This window comes from Vibrio penaeicida (assembly GCF_002933855.1).
Taxonomy (GTDB): domain Bacteria; phylum Pseudomonadota; class Gammaproteobacteria; order Enterobacterales; family Vibrionaceae; genus Vibrio; species Vibrio penaeicida_A.
Map to the genome: position 1 here is coordinate 1 of NZ_BFAQ01000057.1, position 15506 is coordinate 15506.

Consider the following 15506-nt stretch of genomic DNA (forward strand, 5'->3'; position numbering starts at 1 on the left):
TTTCCATATTGTACTTGCTTACATCATAAATGAGCTTCTTCCTTACTTTAATATCAATAAAAAAGAAAAGTATATTAAATAACCATGATATAAAATAAAGAGAAACAATATAAGAAAAAGTTATTAAGGAATTATCCCCATTAAAAAGTGACCTCACTAAATAACTAGAGTATATTTCAGAACCTATAGATACGAGTGCAATTAAAAATAATGTAATCGTCCACCATGGTCTGGTTAATACACCAAAAAAAACTTGCTTAGGTAGTTTCATCCAAGTACCCCAGTACTAAATGAATTGACCATTCTTCTATAGGTTCAACTAAATGAACCTCATCTTTTGAAAAACTAATCGAATCTCCTTGGACTAAGATAACGTTTTTTCTTTCAGAATTTGGGAAGGTCCATTTCTTAGAACCCAAAAGTTGGTACACCTCCCCAGAGTGGTCATCTGCGTGTGGAACAAATCCTGCCAAATTGCCATGAGTAATAAACATAACTGGTAAGTAAATTCGATTTGTCTCAGACATTCTCATATCGGTAAAATCTTTGATATTAGTAAAAAACCTATCAGCAAAATCTAATACTACTGTCACATTTTTATCTTTTATATATTCATAAAGATTTTTATCTTTACAGACATTCCAAATTTCTAGTGTAACGTCTTCATATTTCTCACCGCAGTTCCCTCTAATATATCGATTATCAACGTCTGTACTTGAGAATTTTTCTTGAATTGTGTCAATGACACTTAATGGTTTACCGATTTCAATCATATCAGTACCCTTCAATTGCTGGCTTACCAATTTTTGTTACATAAAGTGGAGAGAGCTCGTTACCATCTAAATTTAATAGAGACGATAGCAAATTTTCTGAACCTGCTGGAGTCATCCATCCACCATATCCAAACTCAGATGACTTATTAATGCATCTTTGTGAAAATTTTCCTAACTCATACATAATATTAAAATACGATATATCTCCAGAATTACACTTTTCTTTCCAATTCAGTATTGAAAACAAAATCATCCCTGGTCCATGAATCCACATCATACCTCTCAATGCATTCGATAGAGTTTCAAAATCATACTTTAAACCTATGCTCTCTAAATCATTTCCATCAAATATATAAAATCCATCCTCTATCTCTGAGACAGATTCAATATACAAGTATGTCGACAAGTATTTTGGAATGCCAATATTCCCGAATTCCAATATTTTTATAACATCTTCTCGACTCATACCGTTTTCAAAAAACCGCCTAGACCTTCTTTTATACATTTGCATAAAAATAGATCTATTTATATTTCTTACTTCTAAATTATTTATATAATTTATTCCAGGGTGATAGTTAACACTCTTAGCATTTTCCCAATTGTATTTAATCCATACTGACTCTTTCATAATAATTCTATCCTAGATCTCTAAACTAATCATGACTGGTTGGGAATCATGGTCCAGTCCCAAACAATTAGTAATTTCTTTATCATAACCAACTTTAGCTTCTCTTAGGCTTAACCCAAAATATTGGCTTACAGAGATATACATTTCGGAATAATGACCAAGCTCTGCTGCAATAGCTCTCCATGAACGACTCTCTCTATATCGCCACATAGCTCTCTCATATATCGGAGCTAGTAATATAAGACCATTAGATTTTTCTAAGTTAAAGTTATTTTTTAACTTATCTAAACTATTTCTTTTTACATTGTAATGATATGTCCCTTCATTAAGTTCATGAGATTTTTTCGTCACTAAATAAGTCTCTACTGGATGCCTTGAACCGCCACTTGGGACTGACTTGGATATTAGCTCTCTTTGCCGATAACCTTCGTGACTCTCGTAAGGTTCTTCATGTCTTCTCATGCCAGAACAAAATTCAATCATCGCTAGAATCTTAGTATCTCTTGAGTATTCGTGATGGAATTGAGATAAGTGCTCAACTGAAAATGCATCTTTTACAAATCCAAGGTGTTTACGACTTTCAACATTTCCATGTTCGTAAAAGGGTGAAGGGTAACCATCTTCATTTTCATACTTATCCATACGTTCGTGATCTAAAGTAAACCCTTTATCACTTCGCATATTTAAAAATGGATAGTCTATTGTTGATAGGTGGTATTTTGCATCACGACAGCCACTCAAGGCCTCTCTTTCAATAAAACTTAGAGTTTCATATTTTTTTATAATGTTCTCTTTAAATAGAGTTGAAATTAACTCTCTAGCATCTACCAAAGACAAACCATTATCAACAAAAACGTCTTCCATAGTTCTATTATTGAATCCTGATTTTTTATTTATCAATACTTCAATTGAAACTTTTACAGCATTATCTTTGATATTTACCAGCCTATCAGAAGCATGGATCTGTATCGCATCATATAGTTTATCTTCTTCTAGATTTTCTTTTATTTCCAATATAGGATTTATAACAAACATATTTCTACCTTTATAAAAATGCGCCTACTATTAATAGGCGCCATATTTTATTTTTTCTGTTCCTGCTTGCGTGTTTTTTCCATTTCGTGGAAGCGCTTGCTAACACTGGATAGGTTACATGTAGAGCTTTGAACCAATGCTAATACAGGTTTTCTTTCTGACTTTGCTATAAGTTTTGACATTACATTCTCCTTAATAACTTTAACGAATACTTACTTACTAATTAGTAGATAAGCTAGCCAAAGTTAGCATATTAATATTTTTATAAAATATTAAAGTTTTATATTTGTGAATATGATTCTATTTGCACCTCATATGAAACGTGTATTTATGAGCCTGTGGTTTATTTACTTCATATTGGCTCTTATCTGTTCACTTCTAACTCTTTGCTATGAGCCACTGGTTAAAGAATACAACGCGACGATGAAGTCACTTAATTGGAACCTTGGGTACAAGTTTTTGGATAGTGGTTTGAAAGGTCTTAATGTTCGTCTATTCCACGGCATGTTCCGCGGTAGCGATGTGGTGCATAAGCAAGACCGTAATGACGTAAAACTGCTTATTTCCTATAGCCTAATTTTATAAGCTGCCTTTGTGCCCTGCATGGTTTCCCGCTTGCAGGGCATTTTTTATGGAAGACGGCACTGGTTAAGCACGATTTGCCATCATCTCTTTTAGTTCTTTAATCAACCAGCTTTTTACTTCGCTCGTTTGGCTATCAATGCGCTTGACTAGCCCAACTTCTACCATCATGTCTGCGAAGGAATCTTTACATGCCATGGTTTTGACCTGTCCTAAAAACCAATCTGAGTCAGCGATGTGCTGAGGGACAATAGCCCAACCTTGGTTACGCGCTACCAAATCGCAAATTAAATAATAACTGTCTATGTGCCAATGGTTTGGCGTTAATGCCTTATCGCCTCCCTCTCCGGAGCGGTCGCAAATCACCAATTGCCTGTCTCCATACAAATCCGATAACGAGACTTCTTGCTCACCCGCTAACGGATGATCTTCGCCAATAATCAGCACCTTTTCAAAGTACCCGATGGATTGAAAATCCACTTCTGCTGGTAAATCACTTTGGCGAAACATAAGCCCGATATCGGCTTTTTTTTCTGCAATCGCAGCTGAGATATCATCACGCGAACCGTTGGTGATTGTCAGCCTAAGATTCGGAAATCGCTCCCCAAGGCTGGTGAATATTGAATGGGCGGTATCAAGTGGAATAGCTTCATCCACCGTGAGTTTTAAGGTGATAGGTTCACCGGAAGAAGCCGTAAGTGCTCGGCTATTCAACTTTTGGCTTTGCTGTAAAAGCGCTTCTGCATCGATGAGCATTTGCTTGCCCAACTCGGTTAAAATAGGAAAGCGAGCGGAACGATCGAAGAGTTCAAACCCCAGATCCGCCTCTAGATTCGAGATGGCACTGCTCACCCGAGATTGCGCCTTTCCCATTTTTCGGGCTGCTGCGGAAAATGACCCGGCATGAGCAGCCGTCACAAACGCTTCAATCTGATCCAAAGTCCAATTCACCTTACACACCTCAACCCATCCGCAATACGGATAGATAGTAACTTTTATCTATCCACAATAGAAATATAATCGATTTCAAATTTGATCAACGTAATTAGGTATCGCGCCATGTCTCAAATCACTGCCTCTCGAAAAAATGACTCTGTAACGAGTACGTTTTGGCGTTACGCCATTCCGTCTATCGTTGCTATGGTAGTGAGTGGCCTTTATCAAGTCATTGACGGGATTTTTGTCGGTCATTACGTTGGAGGAGAAGGGCTTGCGGGGATCAATATGGCATTCCCTGTTCTAGCAGTTGTTATTGGGATTGGGTTATTAATTGGCATGGGTGGCGGCAGTGTTGTATCCATCAAGCGTGGAGAGGGAAACACTCAGTCAGTTAACCATTCATTATTCACATCCATCTTTCTTGTTCTCATTACAGGGATTGTAGGGGCAATATTTCTGGTGATTTCGAGCGACTCAATATTGTCCATACAAGGTGCTTCAAATACACCAAGAGCATTCGCAGAAGATTACATTGACATATTAACTATGGGAACGGTGTTGACTATAGGCGCTGCCGCACTTCCGATGTTAGTTAGAAACGATAATAGCCCTAATCTAGCGACAGCCTTTATCGTCGTTGGAGCGTTAGCCAATATTTTGCTGGACTATGTGTTTTTGGCGCACCTCAATATGGGATTGAAAGGAGCAGCCATCGCTACGTTAATAGCACAACTAGCAACGTGCCTTTTAGCTCTTTGGTATTTTATCAGTAAGCATTCCGAAGCTTCTTTGAACCAAGGAAAATTCTCATTCAAAATTGCTAAGCGAATCTTTGAATTGGGCGCATCTAGCTTAGTTATGTTCATATACTTCGGCTTTGTATTAGCACTGCACAATAAGCTATTTATGATGTACGGCGATGCAACTCATGTCGCGGCCTTTGCCATCGTCGGTTACATAGCCAGTTTGTATTACTACTTCACGGAAGGGATAGCCAATGGAATGCAACCCCCAGTGAGTTACTATTTTGGTGCTAAGCAATACGACAATATCATTAAGACAGTCAAGCTGGCTCTGGCGGTATCTGTAGGGTTAGGTATTGTTGTGGTACTGCTAGTGAATGTATACCCACTAGCTGCTATTTCATTATTCACCACGGGTGATGTGGCATTAACTGATGCAACAGCGCAAGGCGTTAAACTTCACTTGCTAGGCATTTACTTAGATGGTTTCTTATTTGCTGCTTCTGTTTACTTTATGGCAATAGGTCTTGGGGGCAAAGCCCTGTTTGTTTCAGCTGGGAATATGTTTATTCAACTGCCCTTTTTATGGATCTTACCGAAATATCTTGGTGTAGATGGCATTTGGCTATCAGTACCTGCTTCGAACATTGCTCTTACGGTTATAGTGTTGCCTATGTTAATTAAGAGCCTTAGAAACTTGAAAGAAGAGGCACAACATCCTGAGCCTTTGCCAGCAACATGACAGTAACTAGAAGGAAAAGCCGTTGCAGCACCTGACGGTTTTTCCTTTATTACCCAATATCTTATTTTGATTCTTATTGCGCCTGACCAATCTTGCTGTATTCTGCTCAATACGAACCTACCTGCTTATAAAATAGAGAAGAACATTGATGGATTACTCGCAATACTATGGAATAGACTGGCTTGCAATGGTGCTAACTTTTTTGGCCATTTGGCAGATTGGCAATAAAAACAGAATAGGCTTCATGCTAATGATGTGCGGTAACAGTAGCTGGGTAGTGGTTGGTTACCTCACTGACAGCCTAGCCATGATCATTGCCAACATCATTTTCTTTTCAATGAATTTACGAGCCATCATCAAATGGTCTCGATCGCCCAAAGCTTCCGTGGAATAAAGGCTGGCGCAATCAAATACTCCTTACATGAAAATCGTGGCTACTCATATGACCGTGGGTTACCCCTGCATACTGACACTTTTGTAAAAGCGTGTATTACATTTTTATCAATTATATGTATGAAAAACATTCAAGATCGTTTGGGATAAATCACTACAATTGAGGGGTTCGCCATTTGTTTACAGCATGAAATGCAGGTGAATGTATTTAAAACTTCTCATATGTAAGAACACGTAAGAATTTGGTTATTTACAATGAGAAATTTTTTTCCTTTCTCACTCTTGCGATACAATTCACATTCTATATACTCACCTCGCAATATATATAAAGACCATATCAAGATGCCAAATTGTAGAATTTTATTGGTTGAAGATGATAAGGAAATATCTCGCCTGACTAAGATGTACCTCGAAGCCGAAGGCTATGAGGTAGACGCTATCTGCGACGGTTTGGATGCTGTCGACGCGGTTAAAAATACTTCCCCAGATCTTGTGATCTTAGATCTCATGTTACCCGGAAAAGACGGCGCAACCATATGCCAAGAAATTCGGGCGTTTTACGATGGGATGATCGTTGTTCTGACGGCTTCAGAAGATGAACTGACAGAAGTTAGCCTATTTAAATTTGGGGCAGACGACTACCTCACTAAACCCGTTCGCGGTCATATTCTTGTTGCTCGAATTGAAGCCCTTTTAAGGCGCTATCAAAAATCCCAAGTAGCGCCGGACCCTCAATCTCTTTCAAACTACGGCATTTCACTCTGCCTAACCCGAAAAATTGCGTGCTATCACGAAACTAAGCTCAATCTTACCGAGTCAGAATTCGATATTTTGCACTTACTATTAGAGAACGCTAACAAACCCGTTTCACGTGAAATTTTCTGCCAGTCCGCTCGCGGCATTGAATACAACTTTAATGATCGCTCTATCGACATGCGCGTTTCTGGTTTACGCAAAAAGTTTTTAATGGCGAATGTTTCAACGGCATTCATTAAAACGGTTAGAAATCAGGGTTACATGCTGACTCATGTTTAAACTTTTCAATTCCATGTTCACCCGACTGTACCTAGGTATTGTAGCTGGGCTAGGGTTAACCATTATGGTTTTCCTTCATCTCGGTGAAGAATACATGCATCGAACTGATGTCGAGATATTCCTCAACGATGCGAGTTTTTTCGTCAATCAATACATTGAGGAAAGAGGGCAACCCAACTCGTTATACAAAGAACTGGAACGAACCGGGAAGCAGCGCTTTTACATTTTTGATATGGCGCTGATCAAAGACTGGGATGAAAGTAAACCCTGCGCTAACTGTGAATTCATGTTTTATATGAAAGGGTTACCGGTATACCTCATAAACGGTTGTCACTTTGCCGTTGTCATGCCCATACCTAACTCTTCGTCCAGTTTGTTTTTTAGTGAGCATGGCGAATTTTTTGAACCTCAGTTTGAGTGGTACGAAAACTCAGAAATTCATTTCGTACTCGCACTATTAGCAACACTAGTGGTGAGCTTAGGCGCGCTCATTTACATGCCTGTCCGTAGGATTCAAAAGCAAATAAACCAATTACTCAACGATCAGCGTAAGTTCGGCCAAGGGTGTTTAACAACCCGTACTACGGAACAGTATTCGCATCCTATTCGGGAGCTAGCGGACGGATTTAACAACATGGCGGAAGACATCGAGAGCCGAGTTCGTCAAAGCCAAATCTTTACTCAAGCCATTCCCCATGAAATTCGCACACCACTAAGCCGCATACAAATGGCTTCCGATCTCGCAAGAATACAAGCTCCAATTCAAGAAAGAGCTATCTTCGACAACATAGACAGTTACGTCGACGACATAAAAGAACTTTCGACTAAAATTGTGCAGCTCTCTAAGTTGAATTTGGCGGGGAATGTCGATAAGAACAGCAAGAATTCCGACATTTATATTTCAGATTTTTGTAGCGAACGACTAGATAAAATTACGGAATGTCAGGGAGAGTTTGTTGTTAACTGTAAAACGGACAACACGGTTCTCAATGCAGACAAAACACTTTGTCAGCTCGTGATAGACAACTTCATAACCAACGCCACTCGTTATGGCAAAGAAAACGTTAGGCTAAGCCTGACCTGTTTCAAAACACACTGGGCTATAGACATTGAAGACGACGGACCGGGTATACCACTTGATAAACGCAAAGAAATCTTTATGGCATTTTCTCGCTTAGATAGAAGCCGAAATGCCGACAGTGGTGGGTTTGGACTTGGGCTAGCAATAGCAGCCAGTGCCGCGAAGACATTAAACTGGACCATCTCAGTCGATGACAGTGAATTAGGTGGCGCACGCTTCACCGTTTTGGTTCCGGTAGAAGTTAAGCCTCAGCAGAAAAAAGTTGATATACAAACCTACCAGTTCGATACCACGACATTGTAGCCACCAGTGTAACGTCCATAAATACCGGTGTAACGTCTATAAAAACTAGTGTGACGCTCATAAAAATGGCGACAATCACATGCCGCCATTTTCGTTTTCAGAGTCGTCTAAATCTCTCTAAACCTCTGCACGGAAGTTAAAATGCTGCTTCTGATGCAAATGCCAACTGTCTTTTCAGCGATTCAAAATCGCCTACCGCTTCGCCATTCACTCTAAACTGCGGATAGCTGCGCGCTGTTGGGAAGAGTTCAAATAAGGATTCACGGTCGAAGTCTTTATCTAACTTTAGTTGACGTAGCTTCATACCCTGCTGAGCAATCCAATTCGCTGCAGAAACACATTGTGGACAGTTGTCCTTGCTAAACATCTCTATTTGCATTTTCCACTCCTGTTAGAAATCGGCATCAAAAGCCAGTTGACGATCTTGCGGACGCTTGTACTCGGTCACACGTTTTTCAAAGAAATTTGTTTTCCCTTCCATATCAAGAAGGCGCATGTAATCAAATGGATTTTCCGACCCAAAAACAGGGTTAAATCCAAATAGCCCAGCGATAACATCGGCAGTGTGTTCGATGTATTGGCACATCAGATCCGCATTCATGCCAATCAGGTCCACAGGCAATGCTTCGGTCACAAACTCTTTTTCGATAGACACCGCTTCACGGCATATCTCTTCAAATTCCGCTTGAGTCACTTTACCTTGACCCAGTGTTTTAAATAGCAATGCCGAGAAGCTAAAGTGCAAGCCTTCATCACGAGCGATTAAGTCGTTACTTGCAGCAAGCCCCGCCAATAGACCACGCTTGCGGAAGTAGTAAATCGCGCAGAAACTGCCTGCAAAGAACAACCCTTCCACTAAACCAAACGCGATAAGACGCATCGCAAGGGGTTTGTCAGACGAGATCCATTTCATTACCCATTGAGCTTTACGCTTCACTGTCGGTACGTTATCGATGGCGTTGAACAAGCGCTCACGCTCTTCGACATCCGGTATGTAAGTTTCCAATTGAAGCGCGTATGTTTCGGCGTGAATAACTTCATTGAACGCTTGCAGAGCAAGGAAGCAGCGCGCTTCTGCAATTTCAATCTCACCGTAAAAACGGGTCAACAAGTTCTCATTGATCATGCCTTCACTTTGTGCGAAGAATGCCAAAACGTGACGGATAAAGTGTTGTTCACCTTCTGTCAGTTTTTGTAGATCAGGCAGATCTTGAGCAAAGTCCAGTTCTTCGGTGGTCCAAAAAGCGGCTTCATGAGTTTTGTATGCTTGCCAAATTTCTTCGTACTGAATAGGGAAAAGGCTGAACTTGTTTTTTACTATCATGGTGTTGTCCTGTTAAGCAGGCGGATAGGGTATACCCGCCTTAAAGCTCTGTTTTGAGAGCTATGTTTTTTGAAAGCTATGTCTTCTTTGAAAACAATGCTCGTTTTAAAATCATCTGGTGGTCTAACCTAAGCGCCACAGCCCACGCAATCTTCATCGTTGTTACCGACGGTCATCTTCACCGCGTTAGCAGAAGGTTTGGATCTCAGGTAGTACATGCCCGTTTTCAGTCCGCGTTTCCAAGCGTAGAAATGCATGGCATTAATCTGAGCAAACGTAGGAGATGCTAGCCATAGGTTAAGGCTCTGCGATTGACATACGTACGGGCCACGATCTGCCGACATATCGATGATCGCTTTTTGAGAAAGTTCCCATACCGTGCGATAAACCGCTTTTACATCTTCCGGAATCGACGCAATATTTTGCAGGGAACCATTGTTCAAAATGATGGAATCACGAACAGCTGCCGTCCATAAGCCGCGTTCTTCTAGCGTTTTAACCAAGTGACGGTTAACAATGATGAACTCACCAGACAGTGTCTGACGCTTATAGATATTGCTGGTCTGAGCTTCAAACGCTTCATTGTTACCTAGGATTTGGGCAGTAGATGCCGTTGGCATTTGAGCAATCAACAGTGAGTTGCGAAGACCATGTTGAGAAATGTTGTTTCTCAGTGAAGACCAATCCCAACGATCACTTGGTTGCTCATTCCATAAATCAAATTGGAAGATACCTTGGCTAGCAGGTGAGCCATCGTAACTGCTGTATGTGCCTAGATCTTGTGCCAACTCGCACGATGCTTCTAGAGAAGCGTGATACATGGTTTCAGCGATATCACGATTCAGGGCGCGGGCTTCTTCACTGTCGTAAGGCAGGTGCAACTTGAAGAACACGTCTGCTAAGCCTTGAATACCTAAGCCAACTGGTCGATGAGCGTGGTTCGACTTTTCGATTTTATCTGTTGGGTGGTAGTTCACATCAATCACGCGGTCTAAATTCTTAATCGCGATTTTGGTAATTTCATGGAGCCTTTGGAAATCAAACTCACCATCGATAATGCATTTAGGCAACGCCAATGAAGCCAAGTTACAAGCAGCTGTTTCATTGGCTGTCGACACTTCCATGATCTCAGCACACAAGTTGCTCGACTTGATCGTACCCAGATTTTTTTGGTTCGACTTCACATTACACGAGTCTTTATACAACATGTAAGGCGTGCCAGTTTCCGCTTGAGACTCAATAATCTGAGTCATAATTTGACGCGCTTTAACTGTTTTGAGCCCTAGCCCTTCACGCTCGTACTTTTCGTACAAGGCAACAAAGTCATCACCGTAAACATCTGAGAGCCCTTTCGCACTGTGTTCACTGAACAGCGTCCAATCACCATCCTGCTCTACGCGCTCCATAAACAAATCTGGAACCCAAAGTGACAAGAATAGGTCACGAGCACGAAACTCTTCTTTACCGTGGTTTTTACGCAGATCGAGGAAGGCTTCAATATCGGCATGCCAAGGTTCTAGGTAAATCGCAAAAGAACCTTTTCGTTTACCGCCGCCTTGGTCTACATAACGAGCGGTTTCATTGAACACTTTCAACATCGGGATGATGCCATTCGAAATACCGTTCGTACCGATAATTGGTGCGCCAGATGCACGAATATTGTGGATGTGTAAGCCAATACCACCCGCCGATTTTGAAATGAGTGCGCAATCTTTTAGCGTGTCGTAGATACCTGAAATGGAATCATCTTGCATGGCCAAAAGGAAACAAGATGAAAGTTGCTGCATTTTGCAGCCAGCATTAAACAACGTTGGCGTCGCGTGAGTGTAATAGCCTAAGCTCAACATGTCGTAGAGCTCTTTAATTTGCTCAATGTTTTCACCAGCTACTGCTATTGCGACACGCATGTACATGTCTTGCGGGCGCTCAACAATCACACCGTCTGCTTTTAGCAGGTATGAACGCTCTAACGTTTTGTACCCGAAGTAGTCAAACTGATAATCACGTTTGTAATCAATCAGCTCTGCGATTTCAGCCCCTTGGCGCTGCACTTGAGCAACATATTCATCCGATAAAATACCGATTTCGGCTAGTTGCTTTGTCGCCCACTGGAAACCTTGAGTTTCTTTTTGGAGTGAACTTACCAACACTCGTGCTGCAAGTTTTGCGTAATCAGGGTGTTCTGCTGCCAAACTGGCTGCTGTTTCTGCCAGAAAAACATCAATTTCTGTCACCTTAATGCCATCGTATAAGCCACTTACTACTTTTTGAGCCACTGCTATCGGTTCTACCTTTAAACCGTCTGACAGTGCCTCTGCTCTTCGGGTAACTTTATCCAGGCTAGTTTTCTCTTTTCGCCCGTCGCGTTTTATTACGTCCATAACTATATCTTGTATCCAGTTCAAAAATTAACCACTACATCTTGCTATATAGATCTAGTTGATAATGATTATCAATTCAAGACGTTTTACATATTCGAGCTGAACAAGCGAAAAAAATTTTGCAATTTCGAGATGCCTTGCCAGACCAGAGGCGAGCAAAGTTTGACGGTTTGAAGCACGAAATTTCCCACAAAATTAAACACCAGCCATGATTGGCGTATGCCAATGATATATATGAATTTTTTATGAAAATTAAGTAGAAATAAAGTTTCGTGATCGACCGCGTAATTTTTAAAACAAAAAAAGGGTGTAGATTTATCAATTGATAATGATTATCATTTAAAAAATACTTCACTCATTTGGGATGTTAAAGAAATGGATTCACTTCATCATCAGATTTTCCGCAATATCGACAACTATCGCTTGAGGGCTCAAGATTTAAAAACCGAAATGTATCTGTGTGAAGCTGTATTGACTAAAAGCAACGGCTGTGAGCGAGCACTTCATGCCTATAACGATGCCTGCCAAAAACTGGTGAGACGATCACAGGAAGTCGGTGACGACTATTGCGCTATCCGTGTATTGAAAAAGCTCCACTATGCGCTGGTTAATGAGATGAACAACCCCGACCGCGGTCAGGCATTTCGACATAAAAGTTACCTTTTGGCGTGCGATACATTGGTGGAAATGTGCCGTCTCTACCGTTTGTATGAAAATGAACCACGCGCTCAAATGTGTCAGGAAGAATTTTCACGCTCAATTACGTGTAATCATCCCCCAAAATCGCACTAATTTTTCCTCACTTCAAATTATCCTACTGATGTTAGGGTCTCTGTTGACCCTAAGATTTATTACTCCCGATTGTAAAATGTAAAACACTTCTTTCTAACCGATGACCTTAGAATCTTTGGGCTGTTTAAGTTCTTTTCGCTAAATGTATTTTTGCTTTTCTTACGACTTATTCAGAATCCAGAGGAATAAGACGAATCCCTTTTTTTAAAAAAAAGCATAAAAACATGAAATGAACCTGTGCTTTGATGGGTCTTTTAAAACAAGTCTTCAAAACAGAGCCGTAATTAATCCCCAAGATACTGGATTCAGAGCGTTATCTTCTGTTTCGGTTCAAGGAAAAGAACGTATTTGCCCTGTTTTTATTAGTCAGTTTCACTACACTTATAGCCAGACCACATGGTGGATATAAGTGGTTGATAATTTTGCCAACAACCTAATGAAGGAAATGTGATGAGCAAAAAAAAGATACTTCTCGCACTCGCGATTGTTGGGTTCATAGTTTTATGGTTTAGCCTAGATTTAGGCCGTTTCCTAACCTTGGAAACAGCAAAGCAGCAGCAGGAGCAACTGTCTTCTCTGATTGCTGAAAACCCTCTGCTTTCCAGTGTGACCTACTTTGTTATTTACGTCATCGTGACCGCGCTGTCGCTGCCTGGTGCAGCCATTATGACGCTACTAGGTGGCGCATTGTTTGGATTTGGCTGGGGCTTGCTATTGGTCTCATTCGCCAGCTCTGTAGGGGCAACACTTGCGTTCTTATTCAGCCGATTTTTACTGCGTGATTGGGTACAAAGCAAATTTGGTGAGCGTTTATCTGCCATTAATGAAGGTGTTGAAAAACAAGGTAAATTCTACCTGTTCACTTTACGCTTAATCCCTGTATTCCCTTTCTTTGTCGTTAACCTATTAATGGGTTTAACGCCAATCAAAGCGCGTGATTTTTACTGGGTGAGCCAACTGGGTATGTTGGCGGGCACAGCGGTATACGTAAACGCAGGTACTCAGCTGGCTGAAATCGATTCTTTAGCGGGCATTATCTCTCCTCCAATTCTGCTTTCATTTGTTTTACTTGGTTTGTTCCCGTTAATTGCCAAGAAACTGGTTGATATTATTGCGGCTCGTAAAGTGTATGAAGGTTGGAAGAAACCCGCTAAATTCGATACCAACATGGTCGTTATCGGTGCCGGTTCTGGTGGTTTGGTTTCGGCTTACATTGCTGCCGCGGTTAAAGCGAAAGTCACCTTGATTGAACGCCATAAAATGGGCGGTGACTGTTTGAACACAGGATGTGTGCCTTCTAAAGCACTGATTCGTGCCGCGCACACAATGAAGGAGATCTCTCAAGCCAAACGATTTGGAATTGATGCTGGAGAAGCAAAAGCCGATTTCGGCGCGGTAATGGACCGTGTTCAACACGTCATTGCAGACATTGAACCTCACGATTCTATCGAGCGTTATTCTTCGCTGGGTGTCGATTGTGTGACTGGCGAAGCGAAAGTCCTATCCCCTTGGGAAGTGGAAGTAAATGGCGAACGTCTAACAACGAAAAACATCGTTATCGCAACTGGTGCTCGCCCACTGGTTCCGGGTATCCCAGGTTTAAGCGATGTTGAATACCTCACTTCCGACAACGTATGGGAACTGCGCGAGCAGCCTGAAAAACTGTTGGTGTTAGGTGGCGGTCCTATTGGTTGCGAACTTGCACAAAGCTTTAGCTTACTTGGATCTGAAGTTACTCTAGTTGAAATGGCAGAACAAATCCTAATTCGTGAAGATAGAGAAGCGTCTGATCTCGTAGCAAGCCATTTGACCGAAGACGGTGTCAACCTATTAACGGGTCACAAAGCCGCGCAATTTGGCCGTGATGAACAGGGTCAGTTTGCCGAGCTTGAGCACCAAGGCGAAACCAAACGTGTCTATTTTGATAAAGTGTTACTTGCACTCGGTCGCGTTGCCAATGTGAAAGGCTTCGGTTTAGAGGAGCTCGGCATTGAAGTTACGGATCGTGGCACGGTTGATGTCAATGAATACCTACAAACTAAGTACCCTAATATCTTCGCTGTTGGCGATGTGTGTGGACCATTCCAATTGACTCACGCTGCCGCGCACCAAGCTTGGTATGCCGCCGTAAATGGTCTGTTTGGGCAGTTTAAGAAATTTAAAGCCGACTACCGTGTGATGCCAGCGGCAACGTACACCACACCAGAAGTCGCTCGTGTTGGTATTAACGAAAGCGAAGCAAAAGCCAAAGGCATTAACTACGAAGTGTCGACTTATGGCATTGATGATCTAGACCGCGCCATTACCGATGGAGCAGACATCGGCTTCATTAAAGTGATCACACCAAAAGGAAAAGACACTATTTTGGGTGTCACGATTGTGGGGCATGGAGCAGGTGAATTGCTGGCTGAATTTACTTTAGCCATGAAGCACAACTTAGGTTTGAACAAGATTCTAGGTACAATTCACCCTTACCCAACAATGAGTGAAGCTGCGAAGTACACTGCAGGGGTTTGGAAGAAAGCCAACGCACCAGAAAAACTGTTGGAGTGGGTTCAGAAATTCCATGGTTGGCAACGTGGTAAGTAAACCAACAACGTTTTAACTAAAAGTGCCCTGTTTTTCAGGGCACTTTTTTGTTTTTACACAAGTCATCAAATAATACCAATCACAGTAAGTAAGTGTTCATAAATAGCGAAGGAAAAACGCTTGAGAACAAGGCAAAAAATTTCGATAAGTAGTTATTCTACAATCA

Annotated in this window: 16 protein-coding genes; 7 read left to right on the forward strand and 9 right to left on the reverse strand. The window is 41.4% G+C overall.

Annotated features, from left to right (window positions below; translation table 11 throughout):
- The 5 genes from VPNCDNU1_RS29205 to VPNCDNU1_RS29260 all read right to left on the reverse strand — a co-directional run.
- Positions 1-271, reverse strand: a 271-nt coding sequence (locus VPNCDNU1_RS29205; RefSeq protein WP_237324230.1) for a hypothetical protein, incomplete at its 3' end; no start/stop codon positions are given.
- On the reverse strand, positions 258-773 hold the full coding sequence (locus tag VPNCDNU1_RS26495; protein ID WP_104403158.1) for a hypothetical protein: 516 nt from the start codon (positions 771-773) through the stop codon (positions 258-260). The genes VPNCDNU1_RS26495 and VPNCDNU1_RS29205, both read right to left, overlap by 14 nt.
- Position 774: 1 nt before the next feature.
- Positions 775-1401, reverse strand: coding sequence for a hypothetical protein (locus tag VPNCDNU1_RS26500; RefSeq protein WP_104403159.1), 627 nt, complete (start codon positions 1399-1401; stop codon positions 775-777).
- 12 nt (positions 1402-1413) lie between these two features.
- The gene (locus VPNCDNU1_RS26505; protein WP_104403160.1) at positions 1414-2436 is read right to left on the reverse strand and encodes a hypothetical protein; all 1023 of its coding nucleotides are present in this window, start codon (positions 2434-2436) and stop codon (positions 1414-1416) included.
- 47 nt (positions 2437-2483) lie between these two features.
- The gene (locus VPNCDNU1_RS29260; protein WP_272897589.1) at positions 2484-2618 is read right to left on the reverse strand and encodes a hypothetical protein; all 135 of its coding nucleotides are present in this window, start codon (positions 2616-2618) and stop codon (positions 2484-2486) included.
- 148 nt (positions 2619-2766) lie between these two features.
- On the opposite strand from VPNCDNU1_RS29260, the gene VPNCDNU1_RS26510 reads away from it, so the two are divergent.
- Positions 2767-3021: a hypothetical protein gene (locus VPNCDNU1_RS26510; protein WP_104403161.1), complete on the forward strand. Its 255-nt coding sequence runs from the start codon at positions 2767-2769 to the stop codon at positions 3019-3021.
- 63 nt (positions 3022-3084) lie between these two features.
- Here VPNCDNU1_RS26510 and VPNCDNU1_RS26515 read toward each other — a convergent pair whose 3' ends face one another.
- The gene (locus tag VPNCDNU1_RS26515; RefSeq protein WP_104403162.1) at positions 3085-3969 is read right to left on the reverse strand and encodes a LysR family transcriptional regulator; all 885 of its coding nucleotides are present in this window, start codon (positions 3967-3969) and stop codon (positions 3085-3087) included.
- A gap of 108 nt (positions 3970-4077) precedes the next feature.
- On the opposite strand from VPNCDNU1_RS26515, the gene VPNCDNU1_RS26520 reads away from it, so the two are divergent.
- From VPNCDNU1_RS26520 to VPNCDNU1_RS26535, 4 genes are all read left to right on the forward strand, one after another.
- The gene (locus VPNCDNU1_RS26520; protein WP_104403163.1) at positions 4078-5442 is read left to right on the forward strand and encodes an MATE family efflux transporter; all 1365 of its coding nucleotides are present in this window, start codon (positions 4078-4080) and stop codon (positions 5440-5442) included.
- A 148-nt stretch (positions 5443-5590) separates the two neighbouring features.
- Complete coding sequence (locus VPNCDNU1_RS26525; protein WP_104403164.1) at positions 5591-5836, forward strand: PnuC protein; 246 nt, start codon at positions 5591-5593, stop codon at positions 5834-5836.
- A 341-nt stretch (positions 5837-6177) separates the two neighbouring features.
- Positions 6178-6870 carry a response regulator transcription factor gene (locus VPNCDNU1_RS26530; RefSeq protein WP_104403165.1) on the forward strand — a complete coding sequence of 231 codons (693 nt, stop codon included), beginning with the start codon at positions 6178-6180 and terminating at the stop codon, positions 6868-6870.
- Positions 6863-8254: an ATP-binding protein gene (locus tag VPNCDNU1_RS26535; RefSeq protein ID WP_104403166.1), complete on the forward strand. Its 1392-nt coding sequence runs from the start codon at positions 6863-6865 to the stop codon at positions 8252-8254. The genes VPNCDNU1_RS26530 and VPNCDNU1_RS26535 overlap by 8 nt, the downstream gene beginning before the upstream one ends.
- 136 nt (positions 8255-8390) lie before the next feature.
- On the opposite strand, the gene VPNCDNU1_RS26540 is transcribed toward VPNCDNU1_RS26535, so the two are convergent.
- The 3 genes from VPNCDNU1_RS26540 to VPNCDNU1_RS26550 all read right to left on the reverse strand — a co-directional run bounded on the left by VPNCDNU1_RS26540 (position 8391) and on the right by VPNCDNU1_RS26550 (position 11959).
- On the reverse strand, positions 8391-8633 hold the full coding sequence (locus VPNCDNU1_RS26540; RefSeq protein WP_104403167.1) for a glutaredoxin family protein: 243 nt from the start codon (positions 8631-8633) through the stop codon (positions 8391-8393).
- Positions 8634-8645: 12 nt separating this feature from the next.
- Complete coding sequence (locus tag VPNCDNU1_RS26545) at positions 8646-9578, reverse strand: ribonucleotide-diphosphate reductase subunit beta (RefSeq protein ID WP_101110345.1); 933 nt, start codon at positions 9576-9578, stop codon at positions 8646-8648.
- A gap of 128 nt (positions 9579-9706) precedes the next feature.
- Positions 9707-11959: a ribonucleoside-diphosphate reductase subunit alpha gene (locus tag VPNCDNU1_RS26550; RefSeq protein WP_104403168.1), complete on the reverse strand. Its 2253-nt coding sequence runs from the start codon at positions 11957-11959 to the stop codon at positions 9707-9709.
- Positions 11960-12334: 375 nt separating this feature from the next.
- On the opposite strand from VPNCDNU1_RS26550, the gene VPNCDNU1_RS26555 reads away from it, so the two are divergent.
- Together VPNCDNU1_RS26555 and lpdA are read left to right on the forward strand one after the other, a co-directional pair.
- Positions 12335-12751 (forward strand): hypothetical protein, encoded by a 417-nt coding sequence (locus VPNCDNU1_RS26555; protein WP_104403169.1) that lies wholly within the window; start codon positions 12335-12337, stop codon positions 12749-12751.
- 450 nt (positions 12752-13201) lie between these two features.
- Positions 13202-15340, forward strand: coding sequence for a dihydrolipoyl dehydrogenase (lpdA, locus tag VPNCDNU1_RS26560; RefSeq protein ID WP_104403170.1), 2139 nt, complete (start codon positions 13202-13204; stop codon positions 15338-15340).
- Positions 15341-15506: the final 166 nt, after the last annotated feature.

Coding starts and splice junctions, on each gene's coding strand:
- VPNCDNU1_RS26495 (WP_104403158.1), bottom strand. CDS start 773: ATGATTGAAATCGGTAAACCATTAAGTGTCATTGACACAATTCAAGAA.
- VPNCDNU1_RS26500 (WP_104403159.1), bottom strand. CDS start 1,401: ATGAAAGAGTCAGTATGGATTAAATACAATTGGGAAAATGCTAAGAGT.
- VPNCDNU1_RS26505 (WP_104403160.1), bottom strand. CDS start 2,436: ATGTTTGTTATAAATCCTATATTGGAAATAAAAGAAAATCTAGAAGAA.
- VPNCDNU1_RS29260 (WP_272897589.1), bottom strand. CDS start 2,618: ATGTCAAAACTTATAGCAAAGTCAGAAAGAAAACCTGTATTAGCATTG.
- VPNCDNU1_RS26510 (WP_104403161.1), top strand. CDS start 2,767: ATGAGCCTGTGGTTTATTTACTTCATATTGGCTCTTATCTGTTCACTT.
- VPNCDNU1_RS26520 (WP_104403163.1), top strand. CDS start 4,078: ATGTCTCAAATCACTGCCTCTCGAAAAAATGACTCTGTAACGAGTACG.
- VPNCDNU1_RS26525 (WP_104403164.1), top strand. CDS start 5,591: ATGGATTACTCGCAATACTATGGAATAGACTGGCTTGCAATGGTGCTA.
- VPNCDNU1_RS26530 (WP_104403165.1), top strand. CDS start 6,178: ATGCCAAATTGTAGAATTTTATTGGTTGAAGATGATAAGGAAATATCT.
- VPNCDNU1_RS26535 (WP_104403166.1), top strand. CDS start 6,863: ATGTTTAAACTTTTCAATTCCATGTTCACCCGACTGTACCTAGGTATT.
- VPNCDNU1_RS26540 (WP_104403167.1), bottom strand. CDS start 8,633: ATGCAAATAGAGATGTTTAGCAAGGACAACTGTCCACAATGTGTTTCT.
- VPNCDNU1_RS26545 (WP_101110345.1), bottom strand. CDS start 9,578: ATGATAGTAAAAAACAAGTTCAGCCTTTTCCCTATTCAGTACGAAGAA.
- VPNCDNU1_RS26550 (WP_104403168.1), bottom strand. CDS start 11,959: ATGGACGTAATAAAACGCGACGGGCGAAAAGAGAAAACTAGCCTGGAT.
- VPNCDNU1_RS26555 (WP_104403169.1), top strand. CDS start 12,335: ATGGATTCACTTCATCATCAGATTTTCCGCAATATCGACAACTATCGC.
- lpdA (WP_104403170.1), top strand. CDS start 13,202: ATGAGCAAAAAAAAGATACTTCTCGCACTCGCGATTGTTGGGTTCATA.